The 24,921-nt window shown below is 51.8% G+C and carries 24 protein-coding genes; 14 read left to right on the forward strand and 10 right to left on the reverse strand.

The genetic code is table 11. The features are described 5' to 3' along the window. Positions 1-31 precede the first annotated feature (31 nt). From hemH to NSS79_RS12125, 9 genes are all read left to right on the forward strand, one after another. Positions 32-988: a ferrochelatase gene (hemH, locus tag NSS79_RS12085; protein ID WP_342439544.1), complete on the forward strand. Its 957-nt coding sequence runs from the start codon at positions 32-34 to the stop codon at positions 986-988. Further along, positions 985-2,460 carry a protoporphyrinogen oxidase gene (hemG, locus tag NSS79_RS12090; protein WP_341118557.1) on the forward strand — a complete coding sequence of 492 codons (1,476 nt, stop codon included), beginning with the start codon at positions 985-987 and terminating at the stop codon, positions 2,458-2,460. Before hemH ends, hemG begins: the two co-directional genes overlap by 4 nt. A gap of 134 nt (positions 2,461-2,594) precedes the next feature. Continuing rightward, positions 2,595-4,019: a CapA family protein gene (locus NSS79_RS12095; RefSeq protein WP_342439545.1), complete on the forward strand. Its 1,425-nt coding sequence runs from the start codon at positions 2,595-2,597 to the stop codon at positions 4,017-4,019. Between the two features lie 100 nt (positions 4,020-4,119). Then, positions 4,120-4,851 (forward strand): glycerophosphodiester phosphodiesterase family protein, encoded by a 732-nt coding sequence (locus NSS79_RS12100; protein WP_341097624.1) that lies wholly within the window; start codon positions 4,120-4,122, stop codon positions 4,849-4,851. Positions 4,852-4,887: 36 nt separating this feature from the next. After that, positions 4,888-5,511 (forward strand): fumarylacetoacetate hydrolase family protein, encoded by a 624-nt coding sequence (locus tag NSS79_RS12105; protein WP_342439546.1) that lies wholly within the window; start codon positions 4,888-4,890, stop codon positions 5,509-5,511. A gap of 73 nt (positions 5,512-5,584) precedes the next feature. After that, complete coding sequence (locus NSS79_RS12110) at positions 5,585-6,391, forward strand: DUF92 domain-containing protein (protein WP_342439547.1); 807 nt, start codon at positions 5,585-5,587, stop codon at positions 6,389-6,391. 47 nt (positions 6,392-6,438) lie between these two features. Next, on the forward strand, positions 6,439-7,029 hold the full coding sequence (locus NSS79_RS12115; RefSeq protein WP_342439548.1) for a TetR/AcrR family transcriptional regulator: 591 nt from the start codon (positions 6,439-6,441) through the stop codon (positions 7,027-7,029). 69 nt (positions 7,030-7,098) lie between these two features. Next, positions 7,099-9,039 (forward strand): ABC-F family ATP-binding cassette domain-containing protein, encoded by a 1,941-nt coding sequence (locus NSS79_RS12120; protein WP_342439549.1) that lies wholly within the window; start codon positions 7,099-7,101, stop codon positions 9,037-9,039. A gap of 202 nt (positions 9,040-9,241) precedes the next feature. After that, the gene (locus tag NSS79_RS12125; RefSeq protein WP_341118566.1) at positions 9,242-9,721 is read left to right on the forward strand and encodes a DL-endopeptidase inhibitor IseA family protein; all 480 of its coding nucleotides are present in this window, start codon (positions 9,242-9,244) and stop codon (positions 9,719-9,721) included. Between the two features lie 89 nt (positions 9,722-9,810). Here the strand turns inward: NSS79_RS12125 and NSS79_RS12130 are convergent, their stop codons facing one another. The 6 genes from NSS79_RS12130 to NSS79_RS12155 all read right to left on the reverse strand — a co-directional run bounded on the left by NSS79_RS12130 (position 9,811) and on the right by NSS79_RS12155 (position 14,523). Then, the gene (locus tag NSS79_RS12130; RefSeq protein WP_342439550.1) at positions 9,811-10,644 is read right to left on the reverse strand and encodes a hypothetical protein; all 834 of its coding nucleotides are present in this window, start codon (positions 10,642-10,644) and stop codon (positions 9,811-9,813) included. After that, positions 10,628-11,671, reverse strand: a complete 1,044-nt coding sequence (locus tag NSS79_RS12135) for a M42 family metallopeptidase (RefSeq protein ID WP_342439551.1) — start codon at positions 11,669-11,671, stop codon at positions 10,628-10,630. Before NSS79_RS12135 ends, NSS79_RS12130 begins: the two co-directional genes overlap by 17 nt. Before the next feature lie 37 nt (positions 11,672-11,708). Continuing rightward, the gene (locus NSS79_RS12140) at positions 11,709-12,029 is read right to left on the reverse strand and encodes a lipopolysaccharide assembly protein LapA domain-containing protein (RefSeq protein ID WP_341118569.1); all 321 of its coding nucleotides are present in this window, start codon (positions 12,027-12,029) and stop codon (positions 11,709-11,711) included. 83 nt (positions 12,030-12,112) lie between these two features. Further along, on the reverse strand, positions 12,113-13,903 hold the full coding sequence (gene pepF / locus NSS79_RS12145; protein ID WP_342440354.1) for an oligoendopeptidase F: 1,791 nt from the start codon (positions 13,901-13,903) through the stop codon (positions 12,113-12,115). Between the two features lie 209 nt (positions 13,904-14,112). Then, positions 14,113-14,283, reverse strand: a complete 171-nt coding sequence (locus NSS79_RS12150) for a hypothetical protein (RefSeq protein ID WP_341118570.1) — start codon at positions 14,281-14,283, stop codon at positions 14,113-14,115. A 6-nt stretch (positions 14,284-14,289) separates the two neighbouring features. Then, positions 14,290-14,523 carry a hypothetical protein gene (locus NSS79_RS12155; RefSeq protein ID WP_036702226.1) on the reverse strand — a complete coding sequence of 78 codons (234 nt, stop codon included), beginning with the start codon at positions 14,521-14,523 and terminating at the stop codon, positions 14,290-14,292. Positions 14,524-14,695: 172 nt separating this feature from the next. Between NSS79_RS12155 and NSS79_RS12160 the strand changes: the two genes are divergently transcribed. Next, entirely contained in the window at positions 14,696-14,893 is a 198-nt protein-coding gene (locus tag NSS79_RS12160) for a cold shock domain-containing protein (protein ID WP_019911834.1), read from the forward strand. 187 nt (positions 14,894-15,080) lie between these two features. Here NSS79_RS12160 and NSS79_RS12165 read toward each other — a convergent pair whose 3' ends face one another. Continuing rightward, positions 15,081-16,358 (reverse strand): MFS transporter, encoded by a 1,278-nt coding sequence (locus NSS79_RS12165; protein WP_342439552.1) that lies wholly within the window; start codon positions 16,356-16,358, stop codon positions 15,081-15,083. A gap of 192 nt (positions 16,359-16,550) precedes the next feature. Between NSS79_RS12165 and NSS79_RS12170 the strand changes: the two genes are divergently transcribed. The 4 genes from NSS79_RS12170 to NSS79_RS12185 all read left to right on the forward strand — a co-directional run bounded on the left by NSS79_RS12170 (position 16,551) and on the right by NSS79_RS12185 (position 21,557). Further along, positions 16,551-17,633 carry a tetraprenyl-beta-curcumene synthase family protein gene (locus NSS79_RS12170; RefSeq protein ID WP_038599341.1) on the forward strand — a complete coding sequence of 361 codons (1,083 nt, stop codon included), beginning with the start codon at positions 16,551-16,553 and terminating at the stop codon, positions 17,631-17,633. A 66-nt stretch (positions 17,634-17,699) separates the two neighbouring features. Then, positions 17,700-18,671: a 6-phosphofructokinase gene (gene pfkA, locus NSS79_RS12175; protein WP_038589639.1), complete on the forward strand. Its 972-nt coding sequence runs from the start codon at positions 17,700-17,702 to the stop codon at positions 18,669-18,671. Positions 18,672-18,798: 127 nt separating this feature from the next. Beyond that, entirely contained in the window at positions 18,799-21,282 is a 2,484-nt protein-coding gene (locus NSS79_RS12180; protein ID WP_342439553.1) for a CoA-disulfide reductase, read from the forward strand. A gap of 14 nt (positions 21,283-21,296) precedes the next feature. After that, positions 21,297-21,557 (forward strand): metal-sensitive transcriptional regulator, encoded by a 261-nt coding sequence (locus NSS79_RS12185; RefSeq protein ID WP_038589645.1) that lies wholly within the window; start codon positions 21,297-21,299, stop codon positions 21,555-21,557. A 107-nt stretch (positions 21,558-21,664) separates the two neighbouring features. Here NSS79_RS12185 and NSS79_RS12190 read toward each other — a convergent pair whose 3' ends face one another. The 3 genes from NSS79_RS12190 to NSS79_RS12200 form a co-directional block, all read right to left on the reverse strand. Beyond that, positions 21,665-23,032, reverse strand: coding sequence for an MATE family efflux transporter (locus tag NSS79_RS12190; RefSeq protein ID WP_341118573.1), 1,368 nt, complete (start codon positions 23,030-23,032; stop codon positions 21,665-21,667). Between the two features lie 140 nt (positions 23,033-23,172). Then, positions 23,173-24,429, reverse strand: a complete 1,257-nt coding sequence (locus NSS79_RS12195) for a putative glycoside hydrolase (RefSeq protein ID WP_341118574.1) — start codon at positions 24,427-24,429, stop codon at positions 23,173-23,175. 237 nt (positions 24,430-24,666) lie between these two features. After that, complete coding sequence (locus NSS79_RS12200; RefSeq protein WP_038589654.1) at positions 24,667-24,861, reverse strand: hypothetical protein; 195 nt, start codon at positions 24,859-24,861, stop codon at positions 24,667-24,669. Positions 24,862-24,921 lie beyond the last annotated feature (60 nt).

The following is a 24,921-nucleotide window of genomic DNA, read 5'->3' on the forward strand; positions in this document are numbered from 1 at the left end:
TGGACATTATTCGTAAAAGGGGATGGAATCTGTGACAGCAAAAATCGGAGTTCTCGTGATGTCATACGGCACGCCTGAAAGTTTGGAGGGCGTAGAGGCTTATTACACCCACATCCGGCGCGGCAATGCACCTTCAGCCGAGCAGCTGAAAGAACTGAAGGACCGCTATGAGGCTATTGTCGGGGGAGTCTTCCCGCTTAGAGAGAACACGGACCGGCAGGTGGAGGCTTTGCAGGAGGCGCTCAATAGCGGCCACGGCGGTGAGGATGTTCAATATGTGTGTTATCAGGGGCTTAAGCACGCACATCCTTTTATTGAAGACGGTGTTGAAGCTATGGCGCGGGATGGCATCACCCAGGCGGTCGGGATTGTACTTGCTCCCCATTATTCGGTAATGAGTGTAGGAACCTACATTAAACGTGCCAGGGAAAAAGCTGAAGCCAGCGGAGTCAACATGGAATTTGTGGAGAGCTATCATCTGCATCCCGAGCTGATTGATGTGCTCACCCGCAGAGTGTCTGCCAAACTTGACCTCTTTGAAGAGACCGGCGCCGCCCGGGATGAGGTTCGTGTATTGTTCAGCGCCCATAGCTTGCCTGAACGGATTCTGGCCATGGGCGATCCATACCGGGATCAGCTTCTGGAAACGTCAAAAGCCATCGCCGAGCAGGCCGGTGTAACCTCCTGGCAGTTTACCTGGCAGAGCGCGGGCAGAACGGCTGAGCCTTGGCTGGGCCCGGACATTCTGGATACGCTGCGTGAGCTTGGCGAAGCTCAGGTGAAATACGTGCTGTCGGCCCCGATCGGTTTTGTTTCCGACCATTTGGAAGTGCTGTATGACCTCGACATTGAGGCGCAGGCACTGGCTTCGGAACTGGATCTGCGGCTGATGCGCACCGATTCGCTGAACAGTGACCCGGCCTATATGTCGGTCCTCAGCGATGTGGTGCGCACCAAAGCGAGTCAACTGAAGGTGAACCAGTCATGACGGGTTCACCCCGTAAGGTAGTCATTATCGGCGGAGGCCTCAGCGGCCTCAGCGCCGCTTTTTACGTTCGCAAATACTACCGGGAAGCCGGAATACAGCCGGATATTGTGCTGATCGAGAAGGAGAAGGTGCTGGGAGGCAAGATCGAAACATTGCAACGTGACGGCTTCGTCGTTGAGAAAGGGCCGGATTCTTTTCTGGCCCGCAAAACGGCTATGAGCGATCTGGCCAAGGAGCTGAAGCTTGATCATGAGCTGGTGACCACCAATCCGAATGCCAAAAAGACGTACATACTGCAGCGCGGCAAACTCCACCCGATGCCGGCGGGGCTTGTTCTCGGCATTCCTACAGAGCTGAAGCCGTTCCTGAAGAGCGGTCTTGTGTCGTTCAGCGGCAAAATGCGGGCGATGCTGGACTTCGTTCTTCCGCCGCGCCGGAGCAGCGAAGATGAATCGCTCGGCCAGCTGATTGAGCGCCGTCTTGGCACTGAGGTGCTGGAGAATATGACCGAACCTCTGCTTGCCGGTATATATGCCGGAGATATGCGCAAGATCAGCCTACAGGCGACCTTCCCCCAGTTTGGTGAGGTGGAACGCCAATACGGCAGTCTCATCCGCGGAATGACTACGGGCCGCAAACCTGTCGAGACGCATACGGGCACCAAAAAAAGCGCCTTCCTGACCTTTCGCAAAGGACTGCAAAGTATGGTTCATGCCCTGATTCATGAACTGCATGATGTGGAGCAGCGCACCGGAACGGGTGCCGCCCGTATTACCGTCCGCACTGATAGCGGCCGCTCTTCCGCAGCCGAATCCGGTCCGCGGTACGCGGTAGAGCTGGATAACGGCGAAACGCTTCTGGCTGACGATATATACGTCACCGCGCAGAATTTTGCTGCCGCTGAGCTGCTCCGTCCCCATGTGGATGTGTCCGCACTGGATAACGTCAACTATGTATCGGTAGCCAATGTGGTAATGGCCTTTGCCAAGAAGGATATCGTTACGGAATATGACGGGTCGGGGTTCCTTGTTCCCCGCAAGGAAGGGCGCAATATTACCGCCTGCACCTGGACTTCTACCAAATGGCTGCATACAAGCCCTGAGGACAAGGTGCTGCTGCGCTGTTATGTCGGCCGTTCAGGCGATGAACAGAATGTTGAGCTGCCGGATGAGGCGCTTGCGGAGCTGGTGCGCAAGGATCTGCGGGAAATTATGGGAGTTGGCGCACAGCCGCTCTTCACGGAGATTACCCGGCTGAAGCATTCCATGCCGCAGTATCCGGTCGGTCATCCCGGCCGTATCGCAGGGCTGCGCAGTGAGCTGTCGCAGAAGCTCCCGGGCGTCTACGCTTTTGGCGCCGGTTATGATGGCATCGGGATGCCTGATTGCATCAAACAGGCCAAGGAGACGGCTGAAGCCGCAGCCGGAAGCTTGAACAAGCAGCCCGCACCTGTAGGTGCATCCAGAGGTTAGAACCAAACGGTGAAGCGGAGGTGGTGGCGCTTCACCGTTTTTTTATGGAATTCCCGCCCGGCTATTTTGGAGGGAGCAGCATGAGTTATGCTATAATAGAAACAATTTAAAGGCAAAGGGGATTGTTTGTACCCATGTATCCGCCGAGATCACGCACACGACAGAACAATAAGCGCAGCACTAAACGCCGGCGCAGAAGGGTTTGGGCGTGGACCAACGTAAGTTTGCTTTTGTTGATGACCGCTATGCTAACCTATTATTTTATTGGAGATCACGACAAAGAGAATGCTGCCCCGCCACCGCCGTCAGAGGCGGTAGTTTCGCCCTTACCGGACGCCGTGACACCTGAGCCTGAAGCTACGGCGACCGTAACTCCTGAGGTCACAGCTAGTGCTGAACCAACTCTAGAACCCTCTCCAGAACCCTCTCCAGAGGCTTCACCGGCACAGGAGAATATAGCAGAGGCAACGCCGTCCCCCGAGGCTAGCAGAGCTCCAGAGACTGCAATAGGTTCCGGAGACGAAGGAGATGGCGGAGATGGTGGAGATGGTGGAGATGGTGGTAAGAATACCGGCGATGCGGTTTCCGGATTGCCGGAGAATGCCGGGGACACAGTCACGCTGAATTTTGCCGGGGACGTGATTTTTGCCGGCAAGGTCGGGGAACTGCTCCAGAAGAAAGGGTATGATTATTCCTATTCTGCCCTGAATGGAGTGTTTAAGAAGGATGATCTCACCGTAGTGAATCTGGAAACACCGATTACTACGGGTGGTGTGAGCGCCGAGAACAAGCAGTTTGTATTCAAGGGAGCGCCAGAGGCCTTGGATGCGCTGAAGTCAGCCGGTGTGGATGCGGTAAATCTTGCCAATAACCATACGCTGGATCAAGGGGAGCAAGGTCTGCTGGATACTTTGAGCAACCTCAGCAAGCGGGGGATTCCTTATGTAGGGGCAGGAGCTGACAGCAAGGAAGCTTATACGACCCAATATTTTGAGCGCCAGGGAATCCGGATAGCCTTGCTTGGCTTCACACGTGTTATTCCTCATACGGACTGGATCGCCGGAGCGAAGAAGCCCGGTGTTGCTTCTGTCTATGACAGCAGAGAAGGGCTGAAGGCCATCGCCGCAGCCAAGAAGAAGGCTGACCTGGTCGTTGTAGTTGTCCACTGGGGGAAGGAACGGGTTGAACAATATGATGCGACCCAGCAGGAGCTGGGACACAGCTTTATTGATGCCGGAGCGGACCTGGTGATGGGCGGCCACCCGCATGTGCTGCAGGGGATAGAGCCGTACAAGGGCAAATGGATCGCTTACAGCACAGGCAATTTTATTTTCACACGGTCCAAGGTTCCTGCTACGTGGGAGACCGCTGTTTTTCAGGCACAATGCACTGTCAAAGGCGAGTGTTCGCTGAAACTAAGCCCGATGGACGCCGAATTAGGCCAGCCTGTGCCTATGAATGATGTGGATGGACAGCTTTTGCTGAATAAGGTTCACTCCTTATCTTCAGGACTCGTAACTATCAGAAACGACGGAACTGTCGTACAAGCCGGCAAATAGGGCTAAACCAACAAGATAGTCGTAAGCAGCTCGCACCGGTCCCTGCAGAATTCACGGGGGAATCCGGAGACAGACCATACTTCTGCTGGAGGTACTTATGATGAAAAACATGTGTGTAGCCCACCGTGGATTCTCCGGGAAAGCACCGGAGAATACGCTCGCAGCCGTTCGCATGGCGCTTGCTCTGCCTTATGTACGCTGGATGGAAATTGATGTTCAGCTTACCAGAGACGGGGTGCCGGTCGTCATCCATGATTTTACGCTGGACCGGACGACGAACGGACACGGCAAGATTAAAAACATGGATTATGAGCATCTCCGGCGCCTGGACGCGGGAAGCTGGAAAGGGCGTGCCTTCCGGGGAGAACGGGTCCCTTCGCTGGAAGAGGTACTTGAGCTTGCTTCCGGACGGCTGCGCCTGAATATTGAACTGAAGACTAGCGGTGATATGTATCCGGGCCTGGAGAAGGCAGTCATTGACCTTGTCTCTTCCAAAGGGATGCGGGATGATGTTGTGCTGACCTCCTTTGATGCCGGGGCATTGCAGCGGATTAAGGAGCTGGATCCGCGGTTTCGCACTGGTCTGATTTATGATTCCAGAACCGGTGATCCGGCCCGTAAGCTGAAGGAGCTGGACTGCTCCTTTCTGTCCATCAGCTTTGCAAGGCTGAATCCGGGGCTGGCGAAGCTGCTTGCCGAACGCGGCGTCAAAACGATGGCCTGGACGGTGAACAAGGCGAAGGAGATGCGCCGTCTGGCTGAAATGCATTCCGATATTATGATCTGTACGAACCGTCCGGATATCTGGGGTGAAACTTTTCTGAAGGCTTAAGGACATACCAATGGACGGGAAAAGGAGCTGATTATAATGTGTGCAGATGTTAATAACATATACTGTGTTGGACGCAATTATAAATTACATGCCGAGGAGCTGGGAAACCAGGTTCCGGTGGAGCCGCTGATCTTCCTGAAGCCCTCCCATGCGGCGGTATCTCTCGATAAGGCCATTATTCATCTCCCGCAGGATGCCGGACTTATTCACTATGAAGGTGAACTGGTACTGCGCATCGCACGTGATTATGTACCGGGCATGAGCGTGGAGGAACTGGTGGATGTCATGGCGCTCGGCCTGGATTTCACCCTGCGTGACGTGCATAATGATCTGCAGAAGAAAGGCTTGCCATGGACGGCTGCCAAAGGCTTCAAGAACGCTGCTCCGCTCACCCCTTATATTGCTTTTCCCGAGCAGGAGGAGCTGGAAGCAACAGATTTCACCGTGCTGAAGAATGGGGTGGAAGTGCAGCACGGGAATGTGAAGAACATGATTTTTTCGCTGCAAAAGATTGTTGAATTCATTGCCGCCCGCTACGGGCTTGGCAAAGATGATGTGATATTCACGGGTACCCCTGCCGGGGTAGGTCCGGTTGTTTCAGGCGATTCCTTTGAGCTGTACTGGGGCGAGAAGCTTATGGGCACCTGCCTGATCGGTTAATCTTAATCAGTCCTCGTCTTCCGGAGATTCGTCTGCGGAAGATGCTTATTCTTGCAGAAGCGGAGTTGAATCTATGTTATGGGTGATCGGTGCCTGCGGCGCTTTGCTGGTCGCCGGAGCGGCTTATGCCAAACAGTCGCTGAGCTTGTCCGGCATGCTGGCGGCGGTTGTTATGGGGACCATTTATTTTGGTGCCGGAAATGCCTTCTGGTTCGGTATCCTGCTGCTGTTCTTCATCTCTTCCAGTATGTTATCCAAACTTCACCATGAGAATAAGGCCGAACTGGAGCTGACGTATGACAAGACAGGACGCCGGGATGCCGGGCAAGTGTTTGCCAACGGCGGAATGGGCATGCTGCTCGTCCTGCTGAATGCTATTTATCCCCTGGAGATTTGGGGATTTCTCTTTATCGGCGTAATGGCAACCGTGACCTCGGATACATGGGCCACGGAAATTGGCACGCTGTCCAAGAAACCTCCGCGGTCGGTGCTCACGGGCAAAATCCTCCAGGCAGGAACCTCCGGCGGCGTATCGCTGCCGGGCACTCTGGCCGCCGCCGCAGGCGGAGCCTTCATTGGAGTTGCCTCCTGGGCGCTCCGGGCGGCCTCCGGCATGCCTGACCATTCCTTCCTGCGGCTTGCGCTCGCCGGACTCGTGGGCGGTCTCGCCGGCGCTTTCGCCGACTCGATCCTGGGCGCTACGGTGCAGCGGATGAACCGCTGCACCAAATGCGGCCGCGAGGTGGAAGCCTCGCAGCATTGCGGTCAGCCCACGGTGTATGCCCGGGGCTGGCGCTGGATGGACAACGACGCGGTTAATGCGCTGAGTTCGGTCATCGGCGGCGCTGCCGCGCTGCTGATCGGCTTTACAGCCAGTTAGAAAGTCAACAATACAGCAATGCGCCATATAGTCAGGAGGTGAACCGGATGAGCAGTGCAGCAAATCACAAGCATACTGCCATTCTGGATGCCGCTTATGAGCTTTTCGGTTCAGGAGGTTTCTACGAGACGAAAATGTCCAAAGTGGCGGAACATGCGGGAATCGCTAAGGGTACAGTCTATTTGTATTTTAAAAGTAAGGAAGAGCTGTTTATGGCTGTCACCCGCCGCGACTGCGAGGGCTTCATGCAGCAGCTTGAGCACAAGCTGGAGGACTGTACGGCTCCGACAGAGAAGCTGGCGGTGATCGCCGAACATCATCTGATGTATTATTACGAGCGCAAGCAGCACACCAAGCTGTTCTTCCGGGCTCCCAACAACAACCCGGAGCTGGTGGCCTATATGGCGCTTTTTATGGAGGAATATATGCAGGCCGTGGTGAAGGTGCTCCTGGAAGGCGGGGCCTCCGAACCGGAGCTGATGGCTCAATCCTATATCGGGATGCTGGACCGGCTGAAGATGGATATTCTGTTTCAACCCTCCTTTACGGAAGAGGACGCGTATAAGCGGGCAAAATTTGCTGCGGCGCTGTTTATTCACGGGGCAATCGGCAGTCTGAATGCGGAGAATCGTTATTAATCGGCCAATAAGTTCAACTAAGGCAGCATAAATCCGGTAATGAAAATATAAGGCAAGCGAGGACAGCGTATGAATATTATGACCGTGGAACATCTTTCCAAAAGTTATGGAGAGAAAATTTTGTTCCGTGATGCATCGTTTGGTATGGATGACCGGGACAAGATTGGTGTCATCGGTGTGAACGGAACAGGCAAATCGACCTTTTTAAAAATCATCGCCGGGCTGGATACCGCCGACGAGGGACAAATCGCAATCGGCAACGGTGTGCGGGTGCAGTATTTGGCGCAGAATCCGCCCTATGAACCAGGCAATACCGTGCTGCAGCAGGTATTTGCAGGAGATGATCCTGAGCTTGCTACCATGCGTGAATATATGGAGATTATGGCCCTGCTGGAGAAGAATCCCGGCGACGCCGGACTGGAGGGCAGACTGGTACGGATCGGGCAATCCATCGATGCAGCCGGAACCTGGCATCTGGAGAGTGAAGCCAAAACCGTGCTGACGAAGCTCGGCATCACCCGTTTTGACGCCTTGATGGAGACGCTCTCGGGGGGACAACGCAAGCGTGTAGCACTCGCGGCCGCCCTGATTACACCTTCAGAGCTGCTGATTCTGGATGAGCCGACCAACCATATTGATACCGACTCCGTGGCATGGCTGGAGCAGTATCTGCAGAAGCGGCGCGGAGCGCTGCTGATGGTTACGCATGACCGTTATTTCCTGGAACGGGTAGCCAGTGTCATGCTGGAGCTGGACGGAGGGCGTCTGTACCGTTATGAAGCGAACTACTCGCGGTTCCTGGAGCTGAAAGCAGACCGTGAGGAGCGGGAAGCGTCGGCCGAGCAGAAGCGCAAGAATCTGCTGCGCACAGAGCTGGCCTGGATTCGCCGCGGAGCCAAAGCACGGTCCACGAAGCAGAAAGCGCGAATCGACCGCTTCGAGAAGTTGAAGGAAAGCCAGGGCGGCGCTTCGGCTGGAGCAATGGATATTTCCGTCGCTTCAACCAGGCTGGGCCGCAAAATCATTGAAATGAAGGATCTTACCAAGGCGCTGGACGGCCGGACACTGATTAAAGATCTGACCTATCTCGCCGTACCGCAGGACCGTGTAGGGATTGTCGGTCCAAACGGCAGCGGTAAGTCAACACTGCTTAATTTGATTGCCGGCAAACTTCAGCCGGACAGCGGCGAGGTTCAGCTGGGTGCAACGGTCAAACTGGGTTACTTTACACAAGAGCATCAAGATATGGACGACACCATGCGGGCGATTGAATATGTAAAGGAAGAGGCGGAGATCATCCGCACCGCTGACGGCAGCGTCATAACGGCCGGACAGATGCTGGAGCGTTTCCTGTTCCCTCCGGCAATGCAGTGGACACCCATCTCCAAGCTGTCCGGCGGCGAGAAGAGACGACTCTACCTGCTTCGTGTACTGATGGGGGCGCCTAACGTGCTGCTGCTGGACGAGCCGACCAATGACCTGGATATCGGGACGCTCGCCGTTCTGGAGGATTATCTGGACGAATTTCCCGGCGTAGTGTTCACTGTATCGCATGACCGTTATTTTCTGGACCGTACGGTGGATAAGCTGATCGCTTTTGAGAACGGGCAGATCCGGCTGCATGTCGGTGACTACAGTGAATATGAGGAGTGGCTGGCGAAGAACGTTACTGTACGCAGTGATAATGGCAAAGACGAAGCAGCGGGCGGGGGCAAACGCAGCTCTGCCCCGGAGCAGAGCCAGAATGCACAGACCTCCCCTCCAGCCCGGGAGAAGCTGAAATTCACCTTCAAGGAACAGCGGGAATATGAGGGGATCGACGAGCAAATTGAGCTGGCGGAGCAGCATCTGGTAGATATCACTGCGCAGATGGAAGCCGCTTTTGCCGACTCTGGCCGGCTGCAGGAGCTTGTAGACCAGCAGCGGCAAGGCGAAGCAGAGCTGGAACGCCTGATGGAGCGCTGGACGTATCTGAACGAGCTGGCAGAGCGAATCGCCGGCAAAGCTTAAGATTAGGGATCAGGTAAGAGAATAAGATGAACATACACAGCAAGCCGACTTCCGTTGCTAACGGAGGTCGGCTTGCTTTTTGATATGCGGCTATGAAAGTTTATTGTTTCATTTACAGAGGATAAATTCTCTTAACCTATGTAGTCTATCACCCGCTCCAATTGCTGTTAGCGTAATACAGTAATAGGGAGGAGGAGATGTTATGCCAAGAATAACTCAGTCTGTCGAAGAATTGAAAAGGTTTATAGAGAATGCGGAGTCGGTCTGGGTTGAAGTGTTTTACTCGGCTGATACTAACAGAGTAATCATTGTGGACGGAAGGGAATATTACCGGCTGCCGCTGAGATTCAGTACAAGAGCCAAGGTGATAGCTTATTTCAGAAGATATTGGGGTATTGTTTTGAGCAATAGAATGTTCTGTAATCTGATGACCGTGACAAGAAATGGAAGATTGTACGTGATTGCAGGAGATACAGGCCCCCTGCCATACTATCCCCGGAGACTTCGGGTTACGAGTCGTACATCAACTAGACTTAAGGTTACGGCCAGTCTGTCCTTTGACGTAGATACAGATGAAGGAACTGAAATCATCCGTTACCTGATCGCCAGATCCGGGGAGCGGCTTACGATTCTGGACCGGAGTAATAAGGTCGGTGATCCAAGGTATCAACCCTGCCGGTAAACTGGATTAAGATTGATTTGCAAAAAAAAACAGGCTCAGTCCGATTCCGCTGACTGAGCCTGCCTTCATATTTTAACTCGCTAAACGGTCTATTTGCCCCCGGCTACGGCAATCATCTGCACCACCGGACGCGAATCGCCGGTTAATACAGCCTCGTCGGCGTTCATCTGCGAGGAGCCGTCACCGTCCAGGAAGATTCCTTCCCTTCCTTCTCCGGGGACATGCTCCAGTACGGCTGTGCGGAACTCTTCCGCCGTACTGAGCGTTGGAGTGACGATCAGCCACAGCTTGCCTGCACTATCGTAGACCAGGCCGGAGCGCATCCGCTGCTCATCGGCATTAGGAAGATGTTCTGCGGCAGCAGACAACGTCCACAGCTCTTCATGCTGCAGATTCATGCTGATCCCGCCCTGTGCCCAATAGTTGGAGCGGTCACTGACCTCCAGTTCATCGCCGGAGGAAACAACCTGCACCGACAGCTTGCCGCTTGCGCCATCCCAAACCATCGTTCCGCGGGCGTATTTGGCATTGAACCAGCCGGAGCCGTAAGCTCCCCGGGCTCCGCTCGACGGATTATCATTCATGATGGCTATCGACAGGAGATCGGTCCCATAGAAGAAACCGCCGTTAATGCCATATGCGGCGATTTGCCGTAAGGGGGCACCGGCGGGACGCAGGACAATATCTTCCGCTGTCAGCGACATCATGTGCAGCTGAAGCTTACCCGAAGATTCGGCCTCCCGATAGGAGTAGGCATGAGGGAGGCCGTCAAAGACCTCGGCAGGCTGTGTATCCGGTTTAGCCATTATAATGGCTATCACCGTAATCAAAATAAGCATGAGCAGCACCGCAACGGCAATCAGCCAGTGTTTGCGCCGTAAAATCCGCTGCAGCTTGCTGCCGGTTTCAGTTTGTACCGACATAAGCGGCAAGCAGCTTAGCGGTATTGAGCACGGCCTGCTTGTGCGTGCGCTCCATGGAGTGTGACGCATGCACGCCCGGGCCGATCAGCGCGGCGCGGATATTGTTGCCGCCTCTTAACGCAGCGGAGGCATCGGAACCGTACTGCGGATAGATATCTACCGCGAACGGAATGGCCAGACTATTCGCCAGATCGATCAGGCGGCCGGTCATGGCATAGTCGTAAGGGCCGGAGGAGTCCTTTGCACAGATGGACACATCGGTCTCCTTGCAGCTCAGGTCATCACCCATCGCGCCCATATCGACAGCGATGAACTCGCTGATCTCTCCGGGGATCCAAGCGGTTCCGTGTCCGACCTCTTCATAATTGGAGATCAGCAGAGAGAGATTGTGCAGCGGCTTCCAGCCTTCGCGTTTCATGCTTTCCAGCAGGCCCAGCAGAGCGGCCACACTGGCTTTGTCGTCCAGATGGCGGGATTTGATATAACCGCTTGGCGTAATCACTGCGCGGGCATCAAAGGAGATAAAGTCTCCGACGCCAATGCCGAGCTTCAGTACGTCATCCTTGGTGGAGACGAGTTCGTCGATGCGAATCTCCATATTCTCCTCAACGCGTTTGAAATCGCGCGCATCCGGATAGACATGGACCGAAGGATGGCTGGTCAGAATGGTGCCGGTGTAGGTCAACCCGGTACGGGTATGTATGACGCAGTATTCATTCTCAATACTGCTCATGGTAAATCCCCCGACAGAAGTGAGGCGAAGTGTTCCGTTCGGTTTAATGGACCGTACCATAGCGCCTAAGGTATCCACATGGGCGCTGATACCAATGGTGCGCGAAGGATCAAGGCCGGGGACGGTCAGAATAACGCCGCCTTTTTCGTTCCAGCTTAAAGGCACGTTTAAGGCGGCTGCTTCTTCAGCCACAAGATTCATGACCTGGGCCGTGAATCCGCTGGGGCTTGGAGTATCCAGCAGTTTTTTGAGAATAGAGAGAATATAGTCTTCATTAGGCTGAATGGTAAGCATGGTTAAGCCCTCCTGTTCATGATTAAGGAATAGAGACCTAGTGTTGAGTAGTGTGTTCTGTGGAAAGGGGGTCATGCTGTGTACCCAGAGAGTCCAGTGAACTGCCTGCGTCACGCAGCTTGTTCAGCTCTGCTGTCAGTCCTTTAATCTGCTTCTGCAGCTTATACTGGCGGAAAATGCCGTAAGAACCGACAACGACTCCACCGATCAGCGCACAGCCCAGAATGACGAGAATGAGCGGGATGCTGACAACATCAAAACCGAAATTAACCGGTACCGTATCGACGTTCATGACTGCGAACACAGCAGTAAGCAGAGCGAAGAAAAGACCGAGAATAAGCGACCATTGCAATTTCATATGATTTCCTCCTAGACGGTATGACAATATAAATCCCTCGCCCGCAAAGGGCAAGGGATTAATGTAATACTAAGCTTTCTGCCTTATTTGGTCAACTGTTCCATTTGCTCAATTACGCTTTCGAACACGCTCATAGCTTCGCGGATCGGTTCAGGAGAAGACATATCTACTCCGGCTTTGGACAAAATGTTGATCGAATAGTCACTGCCGCCGCTCTTCAGGAAGCCAAGGTAGCGGTCCACTGCCGGTTTGCCTTCTTCAAGAATCTGCTTCGCAAAGCTGGTTGCAGCCGAGAAGCCGGTAGCATATTTATAGACATAGAAGCTGTTGTAGAAATGCGGAATCCGTGCCCATTCCATTTCGATATCTTTGTCCACAACCATGTCTTTGCCGTAGTATTTGACGTTAAGGTCATAGTACACAGCCGAAAGATCCTGCGGAGTAAGCGATTCGCCGTCTTCCGCGCGCTGGTGAATGATTTTCTCGAACTCGGCGAACATTGTTTGCCGGAATACTGTAGTCCGGAACTGGTCGGCATAATAGGTAAGCAGGTACATTTTTTCCTTCGGATCGGTCGACTTGTTCAGCAGATAATCCATCAGCAGTGCTTCGTTAGTTGTGGAAGCCACTTCTGCAAGGAAAATGGTATACTGTGCATCCCGGTATTTCAGCGCATTGTCCGAATAGTAGGAGTGAAGGGCGTGGCCCATTTCATGCGCCAGCGTGAACATGCTGTTCAGGTTGTCGTTATGGTTCAGCAGCACATAAGGATGGGTGCCGTAGGAACCCCAGCTGTAGGCGCCGGTGCGTTTGTTCTCATTCTCGTAAACATCGATCCAGCCATTGTCATAGCCTTCCTGCAGCACACTCAGGTAATCTTCGCCGAGAGGCTTCAGGCCTTCTTTGGTGATTTTCTTAGCTTCTTCAAAGGTAATGTCCAGCTTATATTCGTCCACAAGCGGAGCGAACAGGTCATACATATGTAACTCGTCAACCCCGAGCAGCTTCTGGCGCAGCTTCATGTAACGGTGCATCAGCGGCAGGCTTTCGTGAATGGTATCGATCAGGTTGGTATATACCTCTTTTGGAATGTTGTCACCGTACAGCGACATTTCCAGAACGGACGGATACTTGCGCACACGTGAGTAGAATACGTTCTTATTCACATTTGCGCTAAGGGTGGAGGCAATGGTGTTTTTTTGCTTGCCATAAGTTTCATAGACTGCCTTAAAAGCATTCCGCCGCACTTCGCGGTCAGGGCTCTCCAGGAACTGGATATAGCTGCCGTGTGTCAGCTCTACTTCCTTGCCTTCTTCATTCTTGACCTTGGGGAACTTCAGGTCCGCATTGTTCAGCATGCTGAAGATCGTCTGCGGTGCCTGGGAGATATTGCCGACCTGGGCGAGCAGGGCTTCTTCTGCTTTGGACAGGACATGCGCTTTTTCACGCTTCATTTCCGTCAAAGTGAATGTGTAAGCCGATAAGGAAGGATCAGCAATGAACCGGTCCAAAGTCTCATCCGGCAGGGACAGAATCTCCGGTGTTACAAAAGAGAGAGCTTCTCCGGCTTCGACACTAAGCTTTTTCGCTTTTTGGGTAAGTGCCTGATAGGTTGGGGCAGCCGTATCTTCATCCTGACGCATATGCGCATATACATAGAGGCGTTCAGTCAGCAGCGACAGCTGATCATCGAGCTCGAAGCAGGCCTTCAGCTTGTCGGAAGAATCAAGCTTTCCCTGGAAATCAGCCGTTTTCTTGATCAGCTCTTTAACTTCAGCGTATTCTGCATCCCATTCCTTCTGTGAAGCAAACATATCTTCAAGCTTCCAGCGGTTCTCGGCGGGCACTTCACTTCTCTTCAATAATTGTTCCATAGAAATCCTCCTTGAATGATGGGATGTAGTAGGCATAATCTTCTGCGGCGCAGCTGAAGCGGAATAGTTGCCCGGCAGCAGGCAGAGCGCAAGCAGAAGCGGCAAAGATTTGGCGCGAAAGGACATACTGCAGCCTCCTAGATCTTAAAGTCAGCTTAGTATGCCCTGCCAAATTCTGATTATTAACGCTTAAGCACAATTTACAGAAGTTATGCCAACAAGCTATAAATAATGAAGACAAAAGCTAAGGCAATCAGGATTACGGCAGTCAGGGCCATGCCGCGCTTCATACGCGGCGGCATCTTGTCCTTGCCCATAATCAGCACAGCTCCAAGGCATAGAACAACGATTACATATATTACGAGATTCTCGTTATCCATGTCCGGTTATACCTGCTTGAAGGCAGCGATGATATTCTTGTATTCTTCTTCATTATCTTTATAGGATTCTTTGTTGAACCGGTTGTTAACCCATTGCATCATGGCCGGACGGCTCATAAAGGTATGCGTTTCTTCTCCCCATTGATCAGAAATTTCACGGAGAATAATGTAGCGTCCCTGAACCTCGACAGTCATCATGTTCCACTTGTCTGTTTTGTATATTTCATGTTTTTTGATCATTATCATTACCACCCTGGCGATTTTTGGCTTTTGGCTCAATGATAACGCACCGGGGAAGGGAAAAGCAAATGAAATCACTAATATAGGAAATTGATGGATTGCTTTGCAGGAATAGTTGGGTTATAATGTAAGCATACGCCATATATGGCGGTATTTTTAGGAGGTTGTTCATTTGAAAGGTACAGTAAAATGGTTTAATGCAGAAAAAGGTTATGGTTTCCTTCAAGTAGAAGGCGGCGAAGATGTATTCGTTCACTTCTCAGCAATTCAAGGCGACGGTTTCAAGACTTTGGACGAAGGTCAAGCAGTTGAATTCGATATCACTGACGGTAACCGTGGTCCTCAAGCAGCTAACGTAGTTAAATTATAAGAAACGGCCGGACAGTTCAGCTGTCAGCCGCAATATATATTTGATTTATGGCAAAGCACTTGCAAGAGTGGTAACCATCAACTTACAAGACACACAGTTCTTTCGGGAACTGTGTTTTTTTATATGGGTTTTTTATTATAGAGAAGAGACCTTACCTGCTATAGTCTGGGCAGTAAGGTCTCTTGTTTTATTGAGCCGGCGGGAAGGGCGAATCCGGCGGCTTGCTGGCGGCAGGTTTTATTTTACGGTTAAAATAACGTCCGGGGCCTCCTCCAACATCAACGAGATGCTTGCCGAGAAACCCAAGGAAGGCGAGCAGGGAAAAGCCCGTGGCCACCAGGTAAAAAACTTCGCGTCCGGCGTCCTGGAAAATCAGGCCTCCGAATGTGCCGCTTAGCAGGCCGGAGGCGCTGGACCACACCACCGTGAAGAGAGCGAGTCCTGTTGCACGCAGATGGTCGGGAATGATCCGTGTAATGTACCGGACGGCCGTCACATAAAAAATTCCGAACGAAATGCTGTGCATCGCCTGAATAGCGATAATGGCCCCGGGAACATCGGCCAGCGACATAAGCAGAAAGCGCAAGGCATACATAAGGCTGCCAATCGCGAGCAGCGGCAGCTCTTTGAATCTTTCTCCATATTTGCTGAGCAAAAAGAAGACAGGGATTTCGCTTAGTGCCGAAGCGAGCAGTGCCCAGCCGATGACTTCATCACCGGCATTCATGCCTTTCAGGCTGAGCGTTAGAAAAGCTTCATTCATTCTGTGGCCGAGGGCGAGTACGAATACACAGCCGAAGAACCACAGCACTTCCTTTTGCAGTAAAATTTCTTTAAGTCCGCCGCTCTTGACAGGGGGCTCTCCAGAGCTGGCACTGCTCCCGGTTGCTTCATCATTCCGCTTGGCATCCTTCAGCCCGAAGGTGATAAGGAGTGCGGCAGCAATGATAACTAGACAGACGGTAATGCTGTAGGAAGGACCTAAGGCCCGCAGAACGTAGCCGATGGCGAGCGCGAAGAAGGAATACCCGAGAGAGCCGAACACGCGTATGGCGATGAAGTTGCGCCCGTGGCGCTGCGCTATTTTGATGGCCATAGTGTCTGCTAGCGGAAAAACCGGGTAATAGAAGAAATAGAAAAGGGAAATAATAAGCATAACACTTGTAAAGCCGGTGGCTCTCGCCAGCATTATTGCAGTTACCAGTTGACCTGCCAGGAGGATAGCCATGATCTTTTTGATCGTGCCCAGCCGGTCGCTGACCATGCTCCAGAACAGATTGGAAAGAATGGAGATCAGCGGTCCGACAGAATATATCAGTCCGACCTGAGGGCTGCTGAAGCCCAGATGGGTATAGAATAGCGGGAAATACGAAACTACCAGCACACTTGTACCGTAGAGTGTGAACATAAAGGATCGCAGCCAGTTCTGATCGCTGTACCGGCCGCCGGTCCGTCCTGAATACATGAAGTTGCACTCCTCCGAATATCAAATACGGATAGTATAGCATAAAGAAAAGTCGGCATGTTTGTTAAAATTGAGGTATTTCTGAATCTTTCAACCTTTTGCGAAAGTGATTTTGTTGTTTGTACAAATACGTTGATGATATTATAATAATGATGATTTGGATAAGGAGACAACAATGTGGAGGCACTGTCATTGAGTGAATTTGAGCAAGGCCGTTACCTTAGCCCGAGGGGCCCTATTGGGCTTATGAACAGGGTCTACAAGTACGTGCTGCCGGAAGTGCGGGAATGTCTGGGCTTCTGGCGCCAGGATGCGGAAGGGATTCCCGATCCCGAGCTCCGCAAGCAAGCGCTTGCCAGCATTGAGACGAAGCAGTTTCATTGTGAAGGCGGCGGGATTTATGCCGCCGGTAATTTATCAATGAGACATATATTGATTCCGTTAATTGTCGCATATCAAACGATCAGTGATTATCTGGACAACTTATGTGATCGCAGTACTTCGCTGGATCCTGCCGATTTCAGGCTGCTGCATCAATCCATGCTGGACGCAATTACCCCCGGTGCAGAGCCTGTTAATTATTATGCGCTGCGCAGCGAGCAGAATGACGGCGGATATTTGTACAGGCTGGTCCGCAAATGTCAGGAGATGACCGCGCTTTTGCCCGGGTATGCTTCGGCGGTCGCGGAGATCCATGATCTGGCTGTACTGTATACGGATTTGCAGGTTTATAAGCACATAAGCCCCGAACTCAGGGAAGATGCCCTGAAGGAGTGGTGGGCGAAAGAGGGAAAGCGTGCTCCGCATCTTCAATGGAATGAGTTTGCAGCAGCAACAGGTTCCACGCTGGGTGTATTTATGCTTTTTCTGGCCTCTTGCGACCCCAAGCTGACTAAATCGGCATCGGTTTCGATTCGTGCTGCGTATTTTCCGCATCTTTGCGGATTGCACATTATGTTGGATTACCTGATCGATCAGGATGAAGACCGGGCCGGCGGTGATCTTAATTTCTGCAATTATTATGACAATTCAGATACTATGCTGAACCGGATCGCTTCCATCGTGGAGTGGGCCCGTAAGGATGTCCGTAATCTTCCTGAGACCTCCATGCACCGCATGGTGATCGAGGGGCTTCTGGCACTTTATTTATCCGATCCGAAAGTCAGCGAACAGCGGGAGGTTCGCACGGTATCGAAGCGTCTGATGAGAAAGAGCCCGCTGACCAGACTGTTCTTTTTTGTGAACAGCCGCTGGATCCGCAAACACATGTATTAGATGTCGTGGAGCGCATTCCCTCTATAAGGGATGGGCACCGCACAATTTTAAGGAGGAACAAACAGGATGACTAATGTTAAAAAAATCGCAGTATTGACCAGTGGAGGAGACTCACAGGGCATGAACGCTGCTGTTCGCGCGGTAGTGCGCAGCGCAATTTTTTACGGGGTTGAAGTGTATGGTATCCAGCGCGGCTATCAGGGTCTGCTGAACCGGGACATTTTCCCGATGGATCTGCGCAGTGTAGGCGATATTATTCAACGTGGAGGTACCATTCTGCAGTCTGCGCGATGTCTGGAATTCGTGAAGCCTGAAGGTCAGCAGAAAGGTGCGGACATCCTGAACGAAATGGGCATCGACGGCCTTGTAGTTATCGGTGGTGACGGCTCTTACAAAGGGGCTAACAAGCTCAGCAAGCTGGGAATTAAGACAATGGCTTTGCCGGGTACGATTGATAATGACATTTCTTTCACGGACTACACGATTGGCTTTGATACAGCAGTAGGGGTAGTTGTAGATGCCATTAACAAGCTTCGTGACACGATGTCCTCGCATGAGCGTTCCTCCATTGTAGAAGTTATGGGACGCCACTGCGGAGATATTGCTCTTCATGCAGGCCTGGCTTCCGGAGCCGAAACCATTCTCGTACCGGAAATGCCTTATGACCTCAACGAGGTGGCTGACCGGATGCGTGACAACTTTGCCAGAGGCAAACGCCACAGTATCGTTATTGTCGCTGAAGGCGTAGGCAAGGGTGAAGACGTTGCACAAGCGTTGAAAGACCGCCATGCTTCACTGGATGCCCGCGTAACGGTTCTGGGTCATATTCAGCGCGGAGGTACTCCGACTCCAGGCGACCGCAATCTGGCAAGCCGTTTGGGTGACTTTGCTGTTCGCAAACTGCTCGAAGGTGAATCGGATAAAGGCTGCGGCATTATTAAAGGCGAGCTGACGCTTACCGATATCGATACTGTGGTGAATACGAAGAAAGATTTCGATACGGAATTGTACGAGCTGGCTTCCCGTCTTTCCCAATAGAATACAAGAGAGCAGCAAATGCTGCTTCACAAGCCGCCTAGAGATAGGCGGTTTTTTGTGTTTGACAATATACCCCCACCCGTATATTATATACCCTATGGGGTATAATCATAAGGAGGATAAGAATATGGGTAAAACAATCATTATTATTGGTGGCGTTGCCGGTGGAGCGACAGCTGCTGCAAGGCTGCGGAGACTGAATGAACAGGATGAGATCATCCTGTTCGAACGCGGGGAGCATGTATCGTTTGCCAACTGCGGACTGCCTTATTATATTGGTGAAACAATTGATTCCCGTGATAAGCTGTTTCTTCAGACGCCCAAGGGTATCAAGGAACGATTTAACATAGATGTTCGTGTGCTTACTGAAGTAACGGAAATTGTACGCCAGCATAAACTTGTTCATTACCGTGATGTCCGCACGGGTGAGACGGGGGAGATTCCATATGACCTCCTGATTCTGTCCCCGGGAGCCAGACCCATTGTGCCTGATATTCCGGGTCTCTCCGAGGCCAAGAATGTATTCACCTTAAGAAATATCCCGGATACGGACCGGATTAAATCTTTTGTAGACAGTATGCGTCCTAAGCATGCCACGGTTATCGGCGGAGGTTTTATTGGGCTGGAAATGGCGGAGAACCTACGTGAACGTGGACTTGAGGTGACGATTATTGACCGGGGTGCACAGCTTCTCAATCCGCTGGACCCGGAAATGGCCAAACCTGTGGAAGAGCATCTCCGGATGCACGGCGTGGAAATAAGGCTGAATGAGGGGGTGGAGGCTTTTGAGCAACAGGGCGGAATGCTGCGCCTTTCTTCTGGAGACGTGATCAGGACCGAGATGATCATTATGGCAATTGGAGTCACTCCAGAGAATGAGCTTGCCCGCCACAGCGGTCTAGAGCTGGGAATCCGCGGCGCGGTTAAGGTCAGTTCTACCCTGCAGACCAGCGATCCCGATATTTATGCCATCGGTGACGCCATTGAGGTCAAGGACCGCAATCATGGATTTGCCACCATGGTTTCTCTGGCATGGGGAGCGAACCGGCAAGGCCGTCTAGCGGCAGATCATATCAACGGTCACGCCATCTCCTATGATGGAGCTTTGGGAACGGCAATCATTAAGACCTTTAACCTGACCTCAGCAGTTACCGGGAACAATGAGAAGACGCTCACAGCTCTCGGTGTCCCTTATGAGGCCATTCATATCCATCCCAATTCACATGCGGGTTATTACCCCGGAGCATCCCCGATTGCCATGAAGCTGCTGTTCAATCCCGACAATGGTGATATATACGGAGCACAGGCTGTGGGGGCAGACGGTGCTGACAAGCGGATTGATGTCATTGCCACTGCTATTCGCGGAAAGCTGAAAGTGAACGAGCTCGCAGATATAGAGCTGGCTTATGCACCGCCATATTCTTCAGCTAAGGACCCCGTCAATATGGCCGGGTATGCCGCTTCCAATGTTGTGGATGGATTAGTCAGCAATCTGCAGTGGCATGAGGTGGATGCTTTCTCCGCCAAGGGCGGACTGATTATCGACGTCAGGGACGAGGTGGAACGGCTGGCAGGTTCCATTCCCGGCTCAGTGAACATTCCACTGTCCGAACTGAGAAACCGGCTTGCCGAGATTCCTGGTGATCAGGAGATCGCGGTATCCTGCCAGGTAGGGCTTAGAGGCTATATTGCTGCAAGAATGCTGAGTCAGCATGGGTACAGCGTGAAGAATGTTGATGGTGGATACAAAACGTATGCTGTAATGGCAATGAAGGATATCCTGCCGCCAGAGGAGAGCAGCGCAGATATGGCAGCCCATTTACCAACTTCTCCGGATTCTTTAGATGACAGGGCACAAAGCGGCAGCGGGGAGCAGCTGCTGTTGCTGGATGCTTGCGGACTACAGTGTCCGGGCCCTATACTCAAAGTATATGAGACTGTAAAGTCCATGCAGGTAGGACAGCAGCTGGAGATTGCTGCTACGGATTTCGGTTTTGCCGCAGATATTAAGCAGTGGTGCCTCAAGACGCAGAATACACTGGAGTCGGTGGATGTGTCGGAAGGGAAAGTGAAGGCTCTTGTACGTAAAGGGTTAAACAGGGTGACGGGAGAAGCCTTGCCAGCAGTGCCTTCTGAAGCCAAGGAGGGTACGACGATGATCGTGTTCAGCGGTGATCTGGACAAGACGATTGCTTCCTTCATTATTGCCTCCGGTGCGGCAGCGATGGGCAAGCAGGTGACCATGTTCTTTACCTTCTGGGGATTGAATGTTCTGCGTCAGAGAAATGCTTCTCCGGTTAAGAAAAAAGGGTTGGACAAAATGTTCGGAATGATGATGCCTCAAGGTACCACAAAGCTGCCGTTGTCCAGAATGAACATGGGCGGGCTGGGTGCAAGGCTGATACGGCATGCAATGAAACGGAAAAATGTGGACTCTCTGGAACAGCTGATGCAGGGTGCGCTGAATGCCGGTGTAAAGATCATTGCCTGCACGATGAGTATGGACATCATGGGCATCAAACAGGAAGAATTAATGGCTGGCGTTGATTTTGGCGGGGTAGCCAGTTATCTGGGAGCCGCTGAGGATTCGGGTGTGAACTTGTTTATCTAAAGGATGTGGGATGTATGGAATATGATAAAGGCATCAAAAACAGATTGAAGCGTATTGAGGGCCAGGTGCGTGGTGTGCTGGGCATGCTGGAGGAAGGGCAGGATTGCCGGGAGATTGTGACCCAGCTGACGGCAATAAGAACAGCTGTAGACCGCACTGTGGGTGCTGTTATCGGCGCTAATCTGGAGCAATGCATTCAGGAGGAACTGGAGCAGGGCAATTCACCGGATAAAGTGATTAAGGAAGCAGTCGAGATGCTTGTGAAAAGTCGTTAATTCAAAAAGGAACAGCTGCGGATGAGCGCGCTGTTCCTTTTTAATTAACTGCGAGAACATCACACTTCTTCGGCATGGTGCCGAAGAAGCTGTGCTGCTCATAGCCATTATTGTTCTCCAACCCCGGTGGCCAAAGCAAACCGCCGCTGGACTTTGACTAGCCGCGTCAGCAGCAGAATGGCTCCAATCGCCAGACCGGTAATCAGTCCAACCCAGTAGCCGTAGGCGCCCATATCGGTATAAGTCGCCAGGACATAGCCTGTAGGCAGGCCGATTACCCAATAGGCGGCGAAGCAAATGATGAATGCCGGGTTTACATCCTTATAGCCCCGCAGCACACCTTGCGTCGGCGTGGCAATGGCATCGGAGATCTGGAAGAAGATCGCGTAAATCAAAAAGTGCTGAATCAGGGAGATGACCTCGGGTTCGTCGGAATAAAGTCCGGCAACCGAATCGCCGGCGAACAAGAGGACGAGAGCAGTCAGCAGCGACAGCACGGCGGCTGAGGCGATGCCCATAATGCCGTATTGGCGGGCATCCTTCTGCCTGCCGGACCCGTTCTCAAAGCCGACGAGAATCGTCAGGCTCATGCAGATGCTGAGCGGAATCATGTACAGGGTGGAGGCGAAGTTAATCGCCGCCTGATGAGCTGCAATGGTTACTGTGTCGAACCGGCTCATGAGCAGTGTTACTGCCGAGAAAACCGCCGTTTCAAAAAAGATGGAAAATCCGATAGGCACGCCGATCTTAAGCAGCTCTTTGAAGCTGCTCAGCGATATGGCGTAGAACTTGCGGAACAGCTGCAGGCTTTTGAAGGGCTCGGAGCGGTAAATGAAGGTCAGGGCAATTCCGAAGATCACCCAGTAGGTGATAGCCGATGCGACCCCGGCTCCGACTCCCCCAAGGCGCGGGAAACCGAAATTTCCGAAGATAAGCAGATAGTTCAGCCCAACATTGACAGGTAAAGCCATTAGCGTGATGAACATCGAAACTCTTGTCTGCCCTAATGCATCGATACAGCTGCGGACTACCGTATAGCCGAACAGAGGGATGATGCCGAAGGAAATGGCGCACAGGAAGCGGAAAGCGATATTCCGTACTTGCGGCTCCAGATTCATAAAATCAAGAACAGGCGACAGAGCGAAACCGCCGATCACGAGGACGAGCAGAGAAACAATCAGTGAGAGCCAGATGCCCTGGGTCACCTGATAAGCGACATCTTTATCCCGGCGGTTGCCTATTAAATTGGACACAATCGGTGTTATACCCATGAGTATACCGCTAAGCCCGGTTTGAATCGGGATCCATAAGCTGGTGCCGATGGCTACGCCGGCCAGATCATTCGTGCCGAATTTGCCGGACATATTGGTATCAAAGAAAGTAATAGCTGACAACGCAATCTGCGTAACAAGAATAGGAAATAAAATATGCAGGAATTGGCTTGCCTTTTGTTTAAGAGAAGTAGTATGTATCATCGGTTTGTGCCTCGTCATCTAAATTTTATAAAAGTGTGTAACCTATAAATCCTTATATTATCAGTAAAAGACCCGGCAGGGCGCCGGGTCCTTGGCTTATATTTGCTGATTGATTTCATCAAGGATAATTGCTGTATTCATTATTTCTCGTAATCTACACCCGAAGTGTAACGGTTGTTAGCATTCCAGAGGAGGAATTCATCCACTTTCTCGTCTTTCAAAGCCCGGATCTGGTCTTCCACCTGCGTCTTGCCGTATTTCACATAATGGCCGCTTCCAAGCCAGCTTGCGGTGAAGTCCTGAATCCAGGGGCGGATAACCGGTTTGTAGCTTCCCAGAGGGTCGAGCTTCTTATGTGTATCGACCATGGAACCCTTAATGGTTGCGTAAGGGTCTTTGTCAGGGTCTTTCACATCGAACCATCCTGTTGAATAATGGCTTGGGTATACCATCGGGCTGATAACGTCCACATTCTTCGATATTTTCACGAAATCCTGGCCTATGCCTTCCGCAGCGGGAACAGAAGCGGCGTATCCGAAAATATCAACTGATACCCGTACGCCCAGCGGATTTAGCTCTGCTTTGGCGTATTTAACGAAGTCGCCAATGATCTCCACACGTGGTCTGTCGTTCTTGGTATATTTAAGAGTATCAGCACGTTTCTCGAAGCCTTCCGGGAAACGGACGTAATCGAACTGGATTTCCTTGAAGCCTAATTTGGCGGCTTCCTTGGCGATGTCTACATTGTATTTCCATACATCTTCATTATAGGGATTGACGAAGCTGTCTCCGCCTTTATTGCTCCAGACTGTGCCATTTGTATTTACGAATGACATTTCCGGCTTCTTCTTGGCGAGAACAGAGTCCTTAAAGACTACGATCCGGGCAATCGGATATACGTCATGCTCCTTTAGGCGGGTCATCAGCTTGTTGATGTCACCGATGAACGGCTGGGGATGACCCAGCTTCTGAAGTTCAGCATTGTCTGTCTTGTAGGTAATGTATCCCGCATCATCCTTAATATCGATAACCATGGAATTTAATTCCGTTTTATCAAGCAGGTTAAGCAGCGTTTCCATCCGTGCTCCGCCTGCACTGTAGGCTGTCACATAAATACCTTTAACCTTGGGGGCATCCGGCTGCGGATCGGCAAGAATCGCGCCGTCAGTACCTCCTGCTTCATTTCCGGGTGAAGCGCTTGTAACCGGAGTAGGGGAATTGGTGCCGCCTGTGGCGTTTGGTGATGCCGATGCTCCGTTTGGATTGCTGCTGTGCTCTGCGATGATGGGGGGATTGGTGGCGGACTGTAATGCAGCCGTCACGTCAGAGTCGTGTCCGCCATGCGGCACGCCAACGCCTCCCAGGGCCATCATCAGTAATGCCCAGGTGATGTTCATTTGCTATTCTCTCCCTTTATGTACATTCCCTTAAAGTATAAAGGAACGGCAGCTGCCAAAAAGAACAGACTTGTAACAATCCCTGTAATTTTTGGCTGTTAAAAATAACCGCTCTTGTTGTTTATAAACGGGATGTACAGATTTTAAACGGTCCTGTTAAAAAGTAAATGCCGCCCGGACCCGGCACATAGCCGAACCCCAAGCGGCAACTATGAAGATTGCTTCGAAACGTTTTACTCACTGAAGATACGCAGAATTCTGATGCTCGCAAATGCTGTAATGGATGATATCCATGGCATCTGCCGGTTCCAGAATACTCAGACCGTCACGCAGAACGATTACGGAATTCAATTCATTCTGCTTGAGAAACGGCATCATATCAGGATACCACCTCATGACGATTGCTGACAGTTTTACCGTTTCCATTTCCATAAAAATCACCCTTTCCTTTTTCGAATGGTACTGAATTGAATTCAGGGTACACCCGTAAAA

Source organism: Paenibacillus sp. FSL L8-0436, assembly GCF_038593025.1.
GTDB lineage: Bacteria > Bacillota > Bacilli > Paenibacillales > Paenibacillaceae > Paenibacillus_AQ.